Source organism: Roseiterribacter gracilis, from assembly GCA_018332375.1.
GTDB lineage: Bacteria > Pseudomonadota > Alphaproteobacteria > BOG-932 > Roseiterribacteraceae > Roseiterribacter > Roseiterribacter gracilis.
The window spans coordinates 1,785,176-1,802,767 of record BOPV01000001.1; the positions used below are offsets into that span (position 1 = coordinate 1,785,176).

The following is a 17,592-nucleotide window of genomic DNA, read 5'->3' on the forward strand; positions in this document are numbered from 1 at the left end:
GACGCCGCGCGGCGCGTCCAAACGCACGCCTTCGATCCGCCTTCATGTGCCCCGAAGAAACCTTGGAATTAACCTCGCGCCGCCTGTTCTACGCACGAGCTTCCTCTTCACCGGGCGCATCGGGCGCCCTTTGAACAGAGGTTTGATCCGCTCATGACTCACACGATGCGTTCGCTTCTCGCCGCCACTGCCCTGGTTTTGGCCGCGAGCGCCCCGGCCTTCGCCGAGCAGGCGACCGGTGCGGCAACGCCATCAGTGCCGGTTCCGGCCGCCAAGGCCGTGACGACTGAGACCACTGCGAAGACGGTTGAAACCAAGACGACCGAAACCGCCAAGCCGGCGGCGAAAGTCGAAACCACGACCAAAGTCGACGGCAAGACCGCCAGCACGGTGACCACGCCGGCGCAGCCCGCCGCCAAGGTCGAAACCACGACCAAGGTTGATGGCAAGCCGATCGCCTCGACCGTGACCAAGACCGAAGCGGCGGCCCCGGCCGCGAAGGTCGAAGGCAAGGTCGAAAGCAAGACTGCCGAGACCAAAGTCGAAACCACCACCACGACTGCGAAAAAGTAAGGCAACCAGCTCCCGTTGCCGTAAGCCTGCCCGGCCGCTTCGTGCGGCCGGGCACATTTTTGTCGCTGCGGCGTTCTCCACACGCAAACCAAGGAGAATTCCCCATGCGCAGCAGCATCCGCTTGGTGCTTCTGGCCGGTGTCGCAACCGCGTGGCTTGCCACGCCTGCGCTGGCGCAGATCACCACCACCACGACCGAGACGGTCGAAACCGAAACCACCACGACGAAAACCAAGCCGCCGGTGGTGAAGAAGAAAGCCGCGCCCGCGAAGAAGAAAGTCGCGGCGGTGAAAAAGAAGGCGACGACCAGCACCGGCAGCAGCACGCCGGAACCGCAAACCTCGTCGAGCTATGAGAAGACGGAAACCACGACGACGACCGTCGTGCCGGCCCCCGTCGTCGTCGCGCCGCCGGTCCTTGTGCCGGCTGCGCCGGTCGTCACCAAAGAGACGACGACCGAACGCACGATTACACGCTAGCCAACAATTTCCCTCGGGAAATTGGGCGACGAAAAACTAGCCAATCGCTTTCCCGCCCGTCACGCCGCTGCGCGCGGCGGGCTGGGAGGGCGTACGCATCGTGACGAATTCTTCGGCCGCGGTCGGGTGAATGCCGATCGTGCGATCGAAATCCGCTTTCGTCGCTCCGGCATTCAACGCCACTGCAAATCCTTGCAGAATTTCCGGCGCGTCTTCACCGACCATATGCACGCCGACAACTTTGTCGGTAGCGCGATCGACCAGCAGCTTCATCAACGTACGGCGTTGCCGCCCCGTCATCGTGTGGCGCAACGGGCGGAATTCGCTTTTGTAGACGTCGATACCGCCGTGATAGCGCTCGAACGCTTTTGCTTCGCTGAGGCCCACTGTGCCGATCGGCGGGGTTGAGAAAATCGCGGTCGGCACGTTGTCGTAATCGACCGAGCGCTGTTTGTTGCCAAACAGAAGATCGGCCAGCACGTGTCCCTGCGCGATCGCGACCGGCGTCAGCGCATAACGTTCGACGACGTCGCCGATCGCGAAGATATGCGGCACGTTGGTGCGATGATCGTGGTCGATCGGAATCGACCCGGTGACGTCGACGGTGACGCCCGACTTTTCAATGTTCAGCCCATCCAGCCGCGGCCGTCGGCCCGTCGCCCACAATACGCCGTCGACTTCGAGCGGCTCGCCGTCGTTCAAGGTCACGCGGATGCTGCCCGATGCGGTCTTTTCCAGACGCTCAGGAATGGTGTGAAAGCGCAAATCGATTCCGTCGTGAATCATCTGCGCCGCGAGGAAGGTACCGAGATCGGCATCGAACGACGTCAGGAATGACGTGCCGCGATGGATCTGCGTCACGTGACTGCCAAGCCCGTGGAAGATCGCAGCGAATTCGACCGCGACGTATCCCCCGCCGACGATCAGCACGCGTTTCGGCAATGTCGGCAGATAAAAGGCTTCGTTCGAGGTAAAGCCCAATTCGGCGCCCGGTATGTTCGGCACCATCGGCCAGCTGCCGCTGGCGATCAGAATGTTTTTCGCGGTGACCTGTTTGTCGCCGACTTTCAGCGTGTGCGGATCGATGAACGACGCATGCGCTTCGAACAGTTTGACGCCGGCGCGGTCGAGCAGGCCGCGATAGACGTCGTTGAGACGCTGGATCTCGGCATCCTTGTTGGCGATCAGCGTCGCCCAATCGTGCGCTGCGGGCGGGATCGTCCAGCCATAGCCACGCGCATCCTGCAGCTCGTCGCGCACATGCGCGCCGATCGACAGGATCTTTTTGGGCACGCAGCCGACATTGACGCAGGTACCGCCGAGATAGCGATCCTCGGCAACGCCAACGCGGGCGCCGTGCGTGGCGGCGATTCGGCTGGATCGGACGCCGCCGGAACCGGCGCCAATGACGAAATAATCGAAGTCGAAGTCGGACATGGGAGCCAAGATGGCCTGGGCCCCGGATATTTCAAAGACGGCGGCCGTGGAACCGCGCGCAGGCGTGCTATGTTGCGTCTATGAGTCACCCGGGAGGATGTCAGATGTTGCGGAAGGCCTTGATGATTGCGGCATTTGCCGTGGCCGGAGCCTCACCGTCCTGGGCCCAGGAGACGACCAAGCCGGAAGTGACGATCCAGCGGCCGGACACGACCATCGTTCCGGGCAAGACCTATCGGCTGAACGACTTCGACAAGAAGAAGATCGAAGCGCAGAAGCAGAAAGAATACGAAGAAGCGGCGGCCAAGGCCTTTGGCGGGCGCCCCGTAACCGACCCGGCCGCCGATTTGGCGCAGGTCAACACCAACCCGCGCGACCGCTCGACCGGCAACGCCGCGGTGAAGAAGCTGATCGACAGCCGTCCGGGCGCGACGTTCAACTACTGAACGCCGGCCCCGACGACCGGCTGATCAGCCCGGCGCTGCGTCCAGCGCCTGCGCCAGATCGGCGCGCAGATCTTCGACATCCTCGACACCGACCGACAGACGAATAAGCCCGTCATCGATTCCGAGCGCCTTGCGTTGCTCGGCCGGAATCGATGCGTGCGTCATCAGCGCCGGATGTTCGATCAGGCTTTCGACGCCGCCGAGACTCTCGGCCAGCGCGAATAGGCGCGTGCGTTCGAGCGTCGTCTTCGCCGCACCCAACCCGCCTTTCAGCACCACCGTCACCATGCCGCCGAAACCGTGCATCTGCCGTTTGGCGATCTCGTGCTGCGGATGCGACGCGAGGCCGGGATAGCGCACATACGCAACTTTGGGATGGGCTTCGAGCCAACGCGCCAGTTCGAGTCCGTTGGATGCGTGACGCTCCATGCGCAGCGCCAACGTCTTCAAGCCGCGCAAGGCGAGAAAGGAATCGAACGGTCCCTGAATGCCGCCGACGGCGTTCTGCAGAAAGCCCATCTTCTCGGCCAGCTCGGCATCGTCGCCGACAACGGCAACGCCGCCGACCATGTCGCTATGGCCGTTGAGATACTTGGTGGCCGAATGCCAGACGATGTTGAAGCCATGTTCCAGCGGACGCTGCGTCCACGGTGACGCGAACGTATTGTCAGCCACTGCAAGCGCACCGAACTTGCGCGCGATCGCTGCGATTGCGCGCAGGTCCGCCAACTTCAGCAGCGGGTTGGTCGGGGTTTCGACCCAGATCATTTTGGTGTCGGGACGCATTGCGCGCTCGACGTTTGCGGTGTCAGCCATATCCACGAACGTGACCTGCAAGCCGCTGCTGCGTTTGCGCACACGTTCGAACAGACGATACGACCCACCATAAAGATCGTCGGACGCAACGATGTGCGAGCCGGCGTCGAGCATGTCGAGAATCGTCGCGGCACAGGCAAGGCCCGACGCGAAGGCGTAGCCATGCGCGCCGCTTTCGAGATCGGCGATGCAACGTTCATAGGCTTGGCGCGTCGGATTTCCCGAGCGCGCATAGTCCCAGCCTTTGTGCACGCCGGGCGACGACTGCACGAAGGTCGAAGTCGCATAAATCGGCGTCATGATCGCGCCCGTGGTCGGATCAGGGGACTGACCCGCATGAATGGCACGCGTCGCGAAATGATCGCGGTTCGACTTGGACATTACGGCAGCTTCCGGCGGAGATTGTTGAGCAGGTCGACGCGCGTAATCAGGCCCTGAAACTTGCCTTTGTCCATCACCACTGCGACATAGCCGCGATCGAAGATGCGGTAGAGGTCGGTGATCTGCCCATCGGGCGCGATGGTTTCGATGTTCTTGGTCATGGCGCTCGAAACCGGGCGCGAGAAGCGCGTCGGATCATCGAGCACGGTCATCAGCACGTCGCTTTCATCGACCAGCCCGACCATGTTGCCTTCGTCGTCCAACACCGGCAGCTGGCTCACGTCAGCGACGCGCATGCGCTTGTACGCCGTCAGCAGCGTGTCGGCGGGCGCAACCACAACGGTGCCGCCGATTTCATGCGGGCGTGAAATCAGGTCGGTCAGGTCGCCACGGCTGTTGCGCGGCAGGAAGCCCTGCTCCGCCATCCAGAAGTCGCTGTACTGTTTCGACAGATATTTGTTGCCGGTGTCGCACACGAAGGTGACGACGCGTTTCGGCTCGGTTTGTTTGCGGCACCAGCGCAGCGCGGTGGCGAGCAACGTGCCCGTCGACGAGCCACCCAGAATGCCTTCCTTCTGCAGCAGATCGCGCGCGGTGCGCAGCGATTCACCGTCGTCGATCGTGATCGCTTCGTTGGTGAAGCTGAGATCGCAAACGTCGGGGACGAAATCTTCGCCGATTCCTTCGATCGCCCACGAACCGGCCGGCCCGTGTTTTCCCGTATTCACCAGATCGGCGAGGATCGACCCTTTCGGATCGGCCAACACCATTTTGGTTTTCGGCGAGTGTTTCGCGAAGAAACGGCCGAGGCCAGTCAAGGTGCCGCCCGATCCGACGCCGCAAATCACCGCGTCGACATCGTGATTCATCTGTTCCCAGATTTCCGGTCCCGTCGTCGTTTCGTGCGCTTCGGGGTTGGCCGGATTGGAGAACTGATTGACGTAAATCGCACCGGGAATCTCGCTCGCAAGTTTGAGCGCCATGTCCTGGTAATATTCGGGGTGGCCCTTGCCCACGTCCGAGCGCGTCATGCGAATCTCGGCGCCCATCGCACGCAGATGCGCGATTTTCTCGAGCGCCATCTTGTCCGGAATTACCAGGATCAGCTTGTAGCCTTTGGCGGCCGCGACGAGCGCAAGGCCGAGGCCGGTATTGCCCGCAGTTGCTTCAACAATCGTACCGCCGGGCTTCAGCTTGCCGTCGCGTTCAGCTGCTTCGATCAGCGAACGTCCGACGCGATCTTTGATCGAGCCAGCGGGATTGGCATTTTCGAGTTTCAGAAACAGGCGGCACGGGCCGGTATCGAAACGGGTGAGCTCGACGAGCGGCGTGTTGCCGATCAACGACAGCATCGCGGGTGCGGGTGCAGACACGGTTGGTAGACTCCGAATGGGCAGAGGTTGCTGAACGGGTGTCGCCGCGCATCCGCGCCAGGCCGGCACCACACGTCGCGCCCAGTTCTCGAACCGGCGACGACGTACCAACTTCCCCCAGGGAGCCCTCGTACTAGCCGAGCCTTATCCCCCGCGAAAGCGGGGATCCATCAAGCCGCCGACCAAAGTTCGAAAAGAACCGCGTAGTGCGCGGCGGCGAATGAATGGATCCCCGCTTTCGCGGGGATTGAAATCAGAGACCGCCCAAGGTCACCGATTTGATCGCCAGGTAATCGTCGATTCCGTATTTCGAGCCTTCACGGCCCAGGCCCGATTCCTTGACGCCGCCGAACGGTACCACCTCGTTCGAGATGATGCCGGTATTCACCGCGACGATGCCGGCTTCGAGCCGCTCGGAGACGCGGAACACGCGTGCTACGTCGCGCGCATAAAAATACGCAGCCAGGCCGAACTCGGTGTCGTTGGCGAGTGCCACGCCTTCGTCTTCAGTCTTGAAGCGGAACAGCGGTGCCACCGGACCGAAGGTTTCTTCGCGCGTCACCTGCATCGCGGGCGTGACATCGGTCAGCAAGGTCGGCTCGAAGAAGGTGCGGCCCAGCGCATGACGCTTGCCGCCAAGTTTCACCTTGGCGCCTTTCGCGACCGCGTCGGCGATATGTTCTTCGACTTTCTCGACCGCTTTCTCGTCGATCAACGGTCCCTGCCCGACGCCGTCTTCAAAGCCGTTGCCGACTTTGAGTTTCGCAACTTCTTTCGCCAACTTGTCAGCGAAGGCGTCGTAGACGCTGTCCTGCACCAGAATGCGGTTGGCGCAGACGCAAGTCTGGCCGGTGTTGCGGAATTTCGAGGCGATCGCACCCGCCACCGCCTGATCGAGATCGGCATCGTCGAACACCAGGAACGGCGCATTGCCGCCGAGTTCCATCGAGACTTTCTTCATCGTGCCGGCGGCCTGCGCCATCAGCTCTTTTCCGACTTCGGTCGATCCGGTGAAGGTGATCTTCTTGACCAGCTTGTTGCCGGTCATTTCACCGCCGATCGCCTTGGCGCTGCCGGTGACGATCGACAACACGCCTTTCGGCAAACCAGCGCGTTCGGCGAGCACGCCAAGCGCCAGCGCAGTCAGCGGCGTTTGCGTCGCCGGCTTCACCACCATCGTGCAACCGGCCGCCAGCGCGGGGCCGACTTTGCGCGTGATCATCGCGGCGGGAAAATTCCACGGCGTGATTGCCGCGCAGACGCCGACCGGTTGCTTGAACACCAGAATACGCTTGTCGGACAACGGCGATTGCAGCACGTCGCCGTCGACGCGCTTGCCCTGTTCGGCGAACCATTCGATGAACGAGGCGGCGTAGAGAATTTCGCCTTTGGCTTCGGCGAGCGGCTTGCCCTGCTCGGCCGTCATGATGCGCGCCAGGTCGTCTTGGTTGGCGACAATCAGGTCGAACCAACGGCGCAGCACGATCGCGCGTGCTTTGGCGGTTTCGTTGCGCCACGATCCGAACGCAGCATGCGCCGCTTCGATCGCACGGCGCGTTTCGTCCGCGCCAAGTTTCGGCACCGACGAAATCGCTTCGCCGGTTGCGGGATTCACCACCGGGATCGACTCGGTCGCGCCAATCCATGCACCGCCGACATAGCAACGGTCGCGCAGCAGATCGCCGTCGCGCAGACCGGGCACGACGCCCGTCTTCACTGCTCGACCTCAACGCCGCGCCAGAAGGCGACATGTCCGGCGATATTGGCCGCCGCCCGTTTGGGTTCGCGATAGAACCACGCCGCGTCTTTGTTCACTTCGCCGTCGACGACGACGTCGTAGTAGTTCGCCGTACCCTTCCACGGGCACACGGTCGTCGTTTTACTGTCCTTGAAAAATTCGGTCTTCAGCGTCTCGACGGGGAAATAGAGATTGCCCTCGACGATCTCGACCTTGTCGCTCTCGGCCAGGACCTGGCCTCTCCACAGTGCGCGCGGCATTCCAGCTTCTCTCCTTCGATCGGGGCCAGAAGATGGGTGCCAAGAAGGTACGCGTCCAGCGGTCGACCCGCCGGACGGTTCAGCAGCAACGATTCGGGGCGCGCAGCGGGCGCTTCGGCCCGCCGCTTTTATTCGTCGTCGGTGGGCGCCGGAGCGGCGCGTTTGCGCGCGCGGGTCGCGGCGCGGGCGGCGAGGAACGGATTGATCGCGTCCGGGTCGCTGGGCGGCGTCGGTACCGGCACCGCCGACTGGGTCTGCGGGATCGGCGCGTCGACTCGCACGTTTTGATGGGCCAGCGCTTCACGCAGGTGGCGGACCTCTGCGACCAGCGCCAGCATTTCTTCGCGAGTCGCGACGGCGCGGCGGGCATCATCCAGACGATAGAACAGGCCGACCGCATCGCCGCCGGCATCGATGAACCAGGGACCGACTTCGCGGCCCTTCACCGTTTCGGCTGCGGGTCGAAGCGCCCAGGTCGTCCCGTCGGCTTCGCGCGCGTCGCGTTCGATCTCATCTAGATTCAGCTCAACCATGCATCCCTCCCGGCGTGCCCGGACAATTGGGCGGCAACGGTAAGGAAAGCATAAAACACGACCGATCCCCGCGGGTCACGGTGTGATTTTTGAAGCCGATTTGAATGGGTAAATGCAGCGCGGATCGGATGCAGTCCTCCTACGCTAAAGCTTCGGAGGACACCCTACGCGACCGGGAAGGTTGGCCAGCCACCCGAAGCGCGCAGCGCGTAGGGTGGTGGAGCTGATCGGGATCGAACCGACGACCTCGTCATTGCGAACGACGCGCTCTCCCAACTGAGCTACAGCCCCGTTCCCGGCTCGCTTGCAGCACCCTTGAGGGGGCCCCTGCCGCGAGAGGGCCGGACTATGGCGATGCACCCCCACAGGGTCAAGGGTCGGAACGGGCCGCCAGAGCCGGTTTGCGCAACGCTGCCAATGGCGCCCTGCGGCTGTGCTTCGCTGGACTTGGCACCAGGGCGGGACTAGCTTCCTGGCGCCTCTCAACGGCCCAAAAAACCCCACATGCAACTCCTCCTCGAGCTTGTGCTCGTGATCCTTCAGATCGCGCAGTACCTGCTGTTCGCCGCCGTCATCTTTTCCTGGCTCGTCACGCTCGACGTGGTGAACCGGCGCAACAAGGTCGTCTGGCAGATCGGCGATTTTCTCTATCGCATCACCGAGCCGTTCTTGCGGCCGTTGCGGCGCATGCTGCCCGAACTTGGCGGGCTGGATTTGTCGCCGCTGGTCGCGTTGCTGATCATCTGGGTGATCCAGCGCGCGATCGTGCTGTATGGCGGCGCGCTGCTGTACGGCTGAACCGGTCAATTGACGTGACCGCTCGTATTCTCGACGGCAAAGCCTTCGCCGCAAAACTGCGCGCGCAGGTAGCAGATGCTGTCGTCGGACTGACCAAGCGCGGCCGTCCAGCACCCGGTCTCGCGGTTGTGCTGGTCGGCGACGACGCGGCGAGCCAGGTTTATGTCCGCAACAAGGTCAAAGCGACCGAGGGTGCGGGCATGCGTTCGATCGAACATCGTCTGCCGGCGGATACAACGCAGGACGCGCTGCTGCAGCTTGTCGCTTCGTTGAACGACGACCCGACGGTGGACGGCATTCTGGTCCAGCTTCCGTTGCCGCGGCATTTGGATTCAGCGCCGGTGATCGCCGCTATTTCGCCGGCGAAAGACGTCGACGGGCTGACGATCGAAAATGTCGGCCGCCTCGCCGCCGGCTTGCCTGGGCTGGTTCCCTGCACGCCGCTCGGCTGCATGTTGTTGCTGGACGCAGCACTCGGCGATCTCGCCGGCAAGCGCGCGCTGGTCATCGGCCGTTCGGCGCTGGTCGGCCGGCCGATCGCACAGCTTCTGACGCAGGCGAATGCGACGGTCACCGTCGCACATTCCAAAACACGCGATCTCGCCGGTGAAGCACGCCGCGCCGAAATTCTGGTTGCTGCAATCGGCCAGGCCGACTTCGTGCGCGGCGATTGGATTGCGCCGGGCGCCACGGTCATCGATGTCGGCATCAATCGCATCGTCGAAAACGGAACCGCACGTCTGGTTGGCGACGTTGCTTACGACGAAGCGTTGCCGGTCGCGGGTGCGATCACGCCGGTTCCCGGCGGCGTCGGGCCGATGACGATCGCCTGCTTGCTCGCCAACACAGTCGTCGCAGCACATCGCCGCCATGGCGACGTCGCGCCGCGCTGGTCGCTGAAGGAGGACTAGGACGTGATCACCGTCTATGTCGCGACCGGCAACAAAGTCGACCAGCGCACCCTGTCGCTGGAAGATGCGCTTCCCGAAGGCACGGTCTGGATCGACCTGTTGCGTCCGAGCGACGAAGAACGGCTGCATATTGCAGGCCTGATCGGCGTCGACCTGCCGACCAAAGCCGACATGGAAGAGATTCAGGTCTCGTCGCGCCTCTATGTCGAAGACGGCGTGCATTACATGACGTCGCTGACGACGGCGCAGTGGGAAACCGATCAGCCGCAGATCGGCCCGGTCACCTACGTGCTGACGCAAAAGCAGTTGGTGACGCTGCGCTATATCGAACCAAAATTCCTGCCTCTGCTGGCAGCCCGCTGCGTCAAACACCCGGTCTTGGTGCTGACGCCGGAAAACGCGCTGGCGTCGCTGCTGGAATCGGTCGTCGATCGCGGCGCCGACGTGTTGGAAACCTTGTCGGCGCGCGTCGACCGGTTGAGCCATCAGATTTTCGAACCGCACGGCCACGGCAGCAAGCGCACCAACCGCAGCAAGCAATATCGCCGCGTGCTGACCGATGTCGGTCGCGCCGCCGAACTGGTCGGCATGTTGCGCGACAGCCTGTCGGGCTACGAGCGCCTGACCGTCTATGCCGCGTCGGCGACGCGCATCGGCCAGGACAAAGATGGACGCAACCGACTGAAAACCGTGACGCGCGACTTACAATCGCTAGCGGCGCAGGCTGACAATATGTCGAACCGCCTCGCCTTCCTGCTCGACGCGACACTGGGCCTGGTCGGTGTCGAGCAGAACGAGATCGTCAAGATCTTCACCGTTGCGTCGATCGCATTCTTCCCGCCGACCTTGATCGGCACCTTGTACGGCATGAACTTCAAACACATGCCGGAATTGGACTGGGCGTGGGGTTATCCCTACGCGCTGCTCCTGATGGTCGCGACCGCGATACTGCCATTGTGGTGGTTCCGTCGGCGCGGCTGGCTTTGATCCGCAGACATTCATGAACACTGAAAAATCCCACGAACACAGCGGCTCGGCCCGCCAGATCGCGCTTGCCGCGCTTGGCGTCGTGTTCGGCGACATCGGCACCAGCCCGATCTATACGTTCCGCGAGTGTTTCAATTCCGAACACGGCCTGCCCGCAAGCGAGGCCAACGTCTTCGGAATTCTGTCGACCATGTTCTGGTCGCTGATCATCATCGTGACGCTGAAGTACGTCGTTCTGCTGCTGCGCGCCGACAACAAGGGCGAAGGCGGCATGCTGGCGATGACGGCGCTGGCGCTGCGCACCGCCGAACATCGCTGGGTGCGCACCATCGTCATCGTGCTCGGCTGCGCTGGTGCCGCGCTGTTCTACGGCGATAGCATGATCACGCCGGCGATTTCGGTTCTGTCGGCGGTTGAAGGCATCAAAGTCGTAACGCCGATCTTCGACGATTACGTCGTCTATATCGCATTGGCGATTCTGACCTGCCTGTTCCTGGTGCAGCGACAGGGCACGGCGCAGGTCGGGCGTTTGTTCGGCCCGGTGATGCTGATCTGGTTCGCAGTCCTGTCCCTGCTCGGCTTGATGGAAATCGCGCGCGAACCGCGCATCCTGATCGCGCTCAATCCGATGTGGATCGTCGGCCTGCTGCAAAATAACGGCTGGGCTGCGTTCGTGGTGTTTGCCTCGGTCACGCTGGTCTTCACCGGCGCCGAAGCGCTCTACGCCGACATGGGCCATTTCGGCCGCACGCCGATTCAGCGCGCTTGGCTGTGGCTGGTGATGCCGGCCTTGACGCTCAACTATCTCGGCCAGGGCGCGCTGGTGCTGGCGCAGCCGGCGGCGCTGGAAAATCCGTTCTTCCTGTTGGCACCCGATTGGGGCCTGCTACCGCTCGTGATCCTCGCCTGCTCGGCGACCGTGATCGCATCGCAGGCGGTGATCTCGGGCGCGTTCTCGTTGTCGCAACAGGCGATGCAGCTCGGCTACCTGCCGCGTCTCGACATCCGTCAGACCTCGCACGAAGCGCAGGGTCAGATTTACGTGCCGCAGATCAACTGGATGTTGTTCGTGGCCGTCATCGTGCTGGTGGTCAGTTTCCAATCGTCGGGTGCGCTGGCGCACGCGTACGGTTTCGCCGTCACCGGCGCACTGGTCGTCGACACGCTGCTCTTCTGGGTCGTGGTGCGCGGGTTGTGGAACTGGAAGCTGCTGCCCAGCATCGCCGTCGTCGGCAGCTTGCTTGCGGTCGAGATGGTGTTCTTCGGTGCCAACGCGCTGAAGATCCCGTCGGGCGGCTGGTTCCCGCTCGCGATCGGCATTGCGATCTATCTCTTGATGTCGACCTGGCGTCGCGGCCGCGAAATGGTGGCGCGCTCGCTCGGTGAAGGCGCGACGCAACTCGAATCGTTCCTCGAGAGCCTGTACGGGCAATGCATCGCGCGCGTGCCTGGCACCGCCGTCTATCTGTCGCCGGATGCGAACAGTGCACCGGTGGCGCTGCTCTACAACATCCGCCACAACAAAGTGCTGCACGAGAATATCGTGCTGCTGACGGTCGAGACGCTCGACCAGCCGCGTGCCGACGGACATCGCCAGCAGATCGAACAGCTCGGCCACGGCTTCACGCGCATGATCTTGCGCTTCGGCTTTGCTGAACGTCCCAACGTGCCGTTGCAGCTGGCGCGCGGCAAAGCAGCCAAGCTGGCGATCGACCGCGAAGACCTGACCTACTTCCTCGGCAACGCGACGATCATTCCGTCGCCGGGCCCGGGCATGGCGCTGTGGCGCGAACGGCTGTTCGTGATGCTGTTCCGCGTGCAGACGCGCCCGACCGACTTCTACTCCATTCCGGTCGATCGCGTGATCGAGCTGGGCGTTCAAATCGAAATCTGAGACCGAACCTTGTTTCTTCCGCAGGAAACCATCCGCGCCAAGCGCGATGGAAAAACGCTCGACGCGCGCGAAATTGCCGCCTTCGTCGATGGCATCGCCAATGGTCGCGTCACCGAAGGCCAGGCTGCCGCCTTTGCCATGGCGGTGTTGCTCAAAGGCATGAACACGCCCGAACGTGTTGCGCTGACCGACGCGATGACGCGGTCGGGCGACATGTTGCGCTGGGATCTGCCCGGCCCGGTGTTGGACAAACATTCCACCGGCGGCATCGGCGACAAAGTCAGCCTGATGCTGGCGCCCATGGTTGCAGCGTGCGGCGGTTACGTGCCGATGGTTGCAGGACGCGGCCTCGGCCACACCGGCGGCACGATCGACAAGCTGGAAGCAATTCCGGGCTACGTCACGCGCCCTGACGCGTCGCTGTTCCGCCATGTCGTCAACGGCGTCGGCTGCGCCATCGTCGGCGCAACCGAAGCGATCGCGCCCGCCGACCGCCGCCTCTATTCGATCCGCGACACGACCGCGACGGTGGAATCGATCGACCTGATCGTCGCATCGATCCTGTCGAAGAAGCGCGCCGCCGGTCTCGATGCGCTGGTGATGGACGTGAAGACAGGCAGCGGCGCCTTCATGGCAACGCTGGATGATTCACGCGCCCTGGCACGCGCGCTGGTCGACGTTGCCAATGGCAGCGGCCTGCCGACGGTCGCGCTGCTGACCGACATGAACGAGTGTCTCGGCACGACCGCGGGCAACGCGGTCGAAATGCGCGAGTCGATCGACTTTCTCTGCGGCGAACCGGTCGATGCGCGTCTGCGCGAAGTCACCTTCGCCTTGGCGGCTGAATTGCTCGTTGCGGGCCGGCTTGCGCCCGACATGCCGGCAGCGCTGCTGGCGCTGGAAAAAGCGCTCGATAGCGGTGAAGCAGCCGAACGGTTCCAGCGCATGGTCACCGAGCTTGGCGGGCCGAGCGATCTCCTGGAAAAGCCCGACCTGCATTTGCCGGCCGCACCAATCGTCGTCGACGCGCCCAGCCCGACAAGCGGCTATGTCGCGTCGATGGATGTGCGCGAACTTGGCCTCACCATCGTGCAGCTTGGCGGCGGTCGCGCCCGTCCGATGGATCTGATCGATCCTTCGGTCGGCCTCACCAACGTTGCGTCGCTCGGCACCAAAGTCGGCCCCGACGCGGCGCCGTTGGCGCGCGTGCATGCGCGTTCGCAGGACGAAGCCAACGCAGCGATCGCGTCGCTGCAGGCCGCAATTCGTATTTCCGATCGTGCGCCGAACGCCAACAAGCTGATTGTCGAGCGCGTAGCGTGACGTACACGCGCGTCGGTCCGCTGCTGATCGCGGTTGTGGCCTTCGCGCTCTACAGTAGCCAGGACGCGGCGGCGAAGATCCTGTCGCTGCACTATCCGCTGTCGATGATCCTCGCCGGCAATGCCGGCTTTGCGTTGTTGCCGATCGGTTGGATGGCGTGGCGCAGCGGCGGCTGGTCGGCGTTGCGCACCAAACGGCCGGCGCTGCACGGGGCGCGCGCGCTTCTGGTTCTGCTGAACATCTCGCTGGCCTTTACGTCATACCGGCTTCTGCCGCTGACCAACGCCTATGCCATTGCGTTCTCAGCGCCGTTCTTCATCACCATCGGCAGCACCCTGTTTCTGGGTGAGCCAGTCGGCTGGCGACGCTGGAGCGCGATCGTCGTCGGATTTGTCGGCGTGCTGATTGCGCTGCGACCGGACGGAGCCGCGCTTGAACTTGGCGCGCTGACTGCGATCAGCGCGGCGCTGACCTACAGCATGTCGTCGCTTCTGATGCGCCACATGCGCCTGACCGAGACGCGCGACGCGACGATCTTTTACCCGACTGCTTTCATCTTCGTGGTGGCCAGCCTGTATGCCGGCCAGGACTGGCTGACATTGCGTGCGGCCGATCTGCCGGTATTCGCGTTGTGCGGCCTCTGCAACGGCGTGGCGCAGATCTGTTTCGCAACAGCGCTGCGCAGCGCACCCGCCGCCTCAGTGGCGCCGTTTCAATATACGCAGATGCTGTGGGGCACGTTGTACGGTATCGCGCTGTTCGGCGACGTGCCGGGTCGGTCAGTCGTGCTGGGCGGCGTCATCGTGATCGGCAGCGGCCTGTACGTGTTCCATCGCGAGGCGGTGCGCGGCAGCAGCGCCTTGACCTCGCCCGCGGCCTGATCCTCTCTCCGATCCACGATGTTCGACACACTTGACCGCAGCCTGACCGGCCGCCCCTGGCTCGCCTGGCTTTTGCTGACGATGCTCTGCGCGGCCTTGTGGCTGCCGGGCGTCAAAACCTTGCCCGCGACCGACCGTGACGAAGCACGGTTCGCGCAGGCGTCGCGGCAGATGATCGAGACCGGCAACGCAATCGACATCCGGTTCCAGGACACGCCGCGCTACAAAAAGCCGATCGGTATTTACTGGCTGCAAGCGGCAACGGTGCTGCTGGTTGGCGGCGAAGATCCGGCCAATCCGGTGTGGCTGTACCGTATTCCGTCCCTGTTCGGCGCGCTGGCCGCGGTGCTTGCGACTTGGGCGCTGGGACGACGCTTGTTCGGTGCGGGTGCAGGCTTTGTCGCCGCCGCGCTTCTTGCAAGCGCGCTTCTCGTCGGCGTCGAAGCGCGCTTTGCCAAAACCGACGCGGCACTGCTCGGCTGCACGACCGTCGCGATGGCGGCGCTGTCGCGCGTCTACGATCCCGAACGCGCGACATGGCGCACGGCGCTCGCCTTTTGGTTGGCGTTGGGACTCGGCACCTTGATCAAGGGACCGTTGATCGTGCTGGTCGTCGCGATCGCGATGCTCAGCTTGATCGTGTTGGAACGACGCGTCGGTTGGTTGTCGGGGCTGCGTTGGCGCTGGGGTTTGATCCTCTACGCGGCGATGGTGCTGCCCTGGTTCATCGCCATCATCTTCGCCAGCAAAGGCGGCTATCTGCAGGAGTCGGTCGGGGTCGATCTGGTGCCGAAACTGCTCGGCGCGCAGGAAGCGCACGGCGCGCCGCCGCTGACCTATTTCCTGCTGCTGCCGGTGACGTTCTGGTCGTCGGCTGTGTTCGTGCTGTTCGGCATCGGCTGGGGTTGGCGCAACCGCCACGATCGTGACGTGCGGTTTCTGTTGGCGTGGCTGATTCCGGGCTGGATGATTTTTGAATCGGTGCCGACCAAGCTGCCGCACTATCCGCTGCCCTTCTATCCGGCGCTGGCGTTGCTTGCTGCGGCTGCTTTCGCGGCCGAACGCAACGCGCCGGTGACGCGCACGCGCTTTCGCGACGCGATCCTGGCATTCGCTGCACTGGGCGGCGTCGTGCTGGGCGTCGTGCTCATCTATGGCGGCATCAAATTCGACCAGCATCTGCAATGGAGCGGTCTGCTCGCCGGCGTGTTGGCGATCGGCGCGAGCTTGCTGATCGCGCGTGCGGTCCGCAGCGGCGCGCGCGAACGCGGCCTGGTTCTGGCGATGCTTGCTGCGCTGATCGTGCAGCCGCTCACCTGGAGCACGGTTCTTCCCAGCCTCGAGGCGCCGTGGATTGGTCCGCGGCTGGCGCAGGCGTTGAACCACATGCCCGCCGAGCGCGTGTTCCTGACCGGCTATTCCGAACCAAGCGCGGTGGTCGCAATCGGCACGCGCGTGCATTTCGCTAGCGCCACTGAAGCGGCGCAGGCGCTTGCCGCAGACGGCGAGAATGTCGCCGTCATCGACCGTCTGTTCGAGCAGGAATTCAAAGACGCCTTGGGCGCCAACAACATCACGGCAACGGCGAGCGGCACCGTCGAGGGATTCAACTACTCGAACGGCAAGCGCATCGTGCTGACGATCTGGCGACGCTCGTGAAACGCCATCACGTCGCGTTGATGGTTGCGGCGCTGGCGCTGCTCTTTCTCGTCGCCTGGCAGTTCGATCGCAGCTTGGCCTTGGCGGCGCGCGACATTGACCCGACCGTGTTCGCGATCTTCCGGCAGATCACGCGGCTGGGTCGCAGCGAATGGTATCTGATCCCCAGCGGCGTCGGCGCGATCGTCGGCTATTTGCTGATGCGGCGCGATCCACGCTGGACGCGCTTCACGCAACGGTGCGCCTGGATCTTCGCTGCCGTCGCCGGATCCGGCCTGGTCTGTGCGGCGCTGAAAATCATCTTCGGCCGTGCGCGCCCGCGTCTGCTCGATACCGACTATGGAATGAGCTGGTTCCGCTTGGGCACCGACTGGTCGTCGTTTCCGTCGGGCCACAGCAACACCGCCTTTGCGATGGCGCTGGCGGTCGGCGTGTTGTGGCCAGCGTGGCGCTGGCCGGCGCTGGTCACCGCCGCGATCGTCGCGGCCAGCCGCGTCGTAATCGGCGCGCATTATCTCACCGACACGCTGGCGGGCGCGGCGCTTGCGGTTGTGACGACGTTCTATCTGGCGCGCTGGTTTCGCCGCAAAGGCTGGCTAAGCGCGGAATAAACCCGTTTCGGCCCGTGTCTCTATTCGTCCCAACGATGGAGTCACCGATGTACAAGTTCCTCGCGATCGCGGCTGCCGCGATGCTCAGCACCAGCGCGCTTGCCGCCGGTACGACCACCACCGGCAGCGGCGAGCCGGGCAGCGATGCGAAATTCCAGGCCGCCGTCAGCGCGATCAAAGCCAAGCAGTTCGAAAGCGCGATCCCGCTGTTGCAAGAAGTGCAGACGCGGTTTCCCAACAGCGCCGACGTGAACAACTATCTCGGCTACACCCACCGCAAGGTCGGCAAGCCGAACATCGCGCTGGGCTTTTATCAGGCGGCGTTGAAGATCAATCCGAACCATCGCGGCGCGCACGAATATCTCGGCGAGCTGTATGTCGAGCAGAAGGATCTGCCGAAGGCGAAGGAACAGTTGGCCGCGCTGGAGAAGATCTGCGGCAAGTGTGAAGAGTCAGAAGATCTGAAGCGTCACATTGACAAAGGAATGTGAC

The 17,592-nt window shown here is 63.5% G+C and carries 18 protein-coding genes and 1 tRNA gene; 12 read left to right on the forward strand and 7 right to left on the reverse strand.

Going from position 1 to position 17,592, the window contains the following annotated elements:
* Nucleotides 1-165: 165 nt before the first annotated feature.
* Nucleotides 166-573: a hypothetical protein gene (locus TMPK1_RS08900; protein WP_420242627.1), complete on the forward strand. Its 408-nt coding sequence runs from the start codon at nt 166-168 to the stop codon at nt 571-573.
* Between the two features lie 104 nt (nt 574-677).
* The gene (locus TMPK1_RS08905) at nt 678-1,052 is read left to right on the forward strand and encodes a hypothetical protein (protein WP_420242628.1); all 375 of its coding nucleotides are present in this window, start codon (nt 678-680) and stop codon (nt 1,050-1,052) included.
* A gap of 36 nt (nt 1,053-1,088) precedes the next feature.
* Here TMPK1_RS08905 and gorA read toward each other — a convergent pair whose 3' ends face one another.
* Nucleotides 1,089-2,489, reverse strand: a complete 1,401-nt coding sequence (gorA, locus tag TMPK1_RS08910) for a glutathione-disulfide reductase (protein ID WP_420242629.1) — start codon at nt 2,487-2,489, stop codon at nt 1,089-1,091.
* Between the two features lie 104 nt (nt 2,490-2,593).
* On the opposite strand from gorA, the gene TMPK1_RS08915 reads away from it, so the two are divergent.
* Nucleotides 2,594-2,935 carry a hypothetical protein gene (locus tag TMPK1_RS08915; protein WP_420242630.1) on the forward strand — a complete coding sequence of 114 codons (342 nt, stop codon included), beginning with the start codon at nt 2,594-2,596 and terminating at the stop codon, nt 2,933-2,935.
* A 24-nt stretch (nt 2,936-2,959) separates the two neighbouring features.
* Here TMPK1_RS08915 and TMPK1_RS08920 read toward each other — a convergent pair whose 3' ends face one another.
* From TMPK1_RS08920 to TMPK1_RS08945, 6 genes are all read right to left on the reverse strand, one after another.
* Nucleotides 2,960-4,132, reverse strand: a complete 1,173-nt coding sequence (locus TMPK1_RS08920) for a cystathionine gamma-synthase (RefSeq protein WP_420242631.1) — start codon at nt 4,130-4,132, stop codon at nt 2,960-2,962.
* Nucleotides 4,132-5,505, reverse strand: a complete 1,374-nt coding sequence (locus TMPK1_RS08925; protein WP_420242632.1) for a pyridoxal-phosphate dependent enzyme — start codon at nt 5,503-5,505, stop codon at nt 4,132-4,134. Before TMPK1_RS08925 ends, TMPK1_RS08920 begins: the two co-directional genes overlap by 1 nt.
* Before the next feature lie 253 nt (nt 5,506-5,758).
* Nucleotides 5,759-7,222, reverse strand: coding sequence for an NAD-dependent succinate-semialdehyde dehydrogenase (locus TMPK1_RS08930; protein WP_420242633.1), 1,464 nt, complete (start codon nt 7,220-7,222; stop codon nt 5,759-5,761).
* Nucleotides 7,219-7,503, reverse strand: coding sequence for a DUF427 domain-containing protein (locus tag TMPK1_RS08935; protein ID WP_420242634.1), 285 nt, complete (start codon nt 7,501-7,503; stop codon nt 7,219-7,221). The genes TMPK1_RS08930 and TMPK1_RS08935 overlap by 4 nt, the downstream gene beginning before the upstream one ends.
* 128 nt (nt 7,504-7,631) lie before the next feature.
* Entirely contained in the window at nt 7,632-8,036 is a 405-nt protein-coding gene (locus TMPK1_RS08940; protein ID WP_420242635.1) for a hypothetical protein, read from the reverse strand.
* 215 nt (nt 8,037-8,251) lie between these two features.
* Nucleotides 8,252-8,327, reverse strand: a tRNA-Ala gene (locus TMPK1_RS08945).
* Nucleotides 8,328-8,540: 213 nt separating this feature from the next.
* Between TMPK1_RS08945 and TMPK1_RS08950 the strand changes: the two genes are divergently transcribed.
* Genes TMPK1_RS08950 through TMPK1_RS08990 form a run of 9 tightly spaced genes read left to right on the forward strand, consistent with a single transcriptional unit; the run spans nt 8,541 to nt 17,591 of the window.
* Complete coding sequence (locus TMPK1_RS08950) at nt 8,541-8,834, forward strand: YggT family protein (protein ID WP_420242636.1); 294 nt, start codon at nt 8,541-8,543, stop codon at nt 8,832-8,834.
* A 14-nt stretch (nt 8,835-8,848) separates the two neighbouring features.
* The gene (gene folD / locus TMPK1_RS08955) at nt 8,849-9,745 is read left to right on the forward strand and encodes a bifunctional methylenetetrahydrofolate dehydrogenase/methenyltetrahydrofolate cyclohydrolase FolD (RefSeq protein WP_420242637.1); all 897 of its coding nucleotides are present in this window, start codon (nt 8,849-8,851) and stop codon (nt 9,743-9,745) included.
* Nucleotides 9,746-9,748: 3 nt separating this feature from the next.
* Nucleotides 9,749-10,732, forward strand: coding sequence for a magnesium transporter CorA family protein (locus TMPK1_RS08960; RefSeq protein WP_420242638.1), 984 nt, complete (start codon nt 9,749-9,751; stop codon nt 10,730-10,732).
* Between the two features lie 13 nt (nt 10,733-10,745).
* Nucleotides 10,746-12,626 carry a potassium transporter Kup gene (locus TMPK1_RS08965; RefSeq protein ID WP_420242639.1) on the forward strand — a complete coding sequence of 627 codons (1,881 nt, stop codon included), beginning with the start codon at nt 10,746-10,748 and terminating at the stop codon, nt 12,624-12,626.
* Between the two features lie 9 nt (nt 12,627-12,635).
* Nucleotides 12,636-13,949, forward strand: coding sequence for a thymidine phosphorylase (gene deoA / locus TMPK1_RS08970; protein ID WP_420242640.1), 1,314 nt, complete (start codon nt 12,636-12,638; stop codon nt 13,947-13,949).
* Nucleotides 13,946-14,830, forward strand: coding sequence for a DMT family transporter (locus TMPK1_RS08975; RefSeq protein ID WP_420242641.1), 885 nt, complete (start codon nt 13,946-13,948; stop codon nt 14,828-14,830). The genes deoA and TMPK1_RS08975 overlap by 4 nt, the downstream gene beginning before the upstream one ends.
* An 18-nt stretch (nt 14,831-14,848) precedes the next feature.
* Nucleotides 14,849-16,489: an ArnT family glycosyltransferase gene (locus TMPK1_RS08980; protein ID WP_420242642.1), complete on the forward strand. Its 1,641-nt coding sequence runs from the start codon at nt 14,849-14,851 to the stop codon at nt 16,487-16,489.
* Nucleotides 16,486-17,100, forward strand: a complete 615-nt coding sequence (locus TMPK1_RS08985; RefSeq protein WP_420242643.1) for a phosphatase PAP2 family protein — start codon at nt 16,486-16,488, stop codon at nt 17,098-17,100. Before TMPK1_RS08980 ends, TMPK1_RS08985 begins: the two co-directional genes overlap by 4 nt.
* A 47-nt stretch (nt 17,101-17,147) precedes the next feature.
* Complete coding sequence (locus TMPK1_RS08990; protein ID WP_420242644.1) at nt 17,148-17,591, forward strand: tetratricopeptide repeat protein; 444 nt, start codon at nt 17,148-17,150, stop codon at nt 17,589-17,591.
* The last annotated feature ends 1 nt before the right edge of the window (nt 17,592 follow it).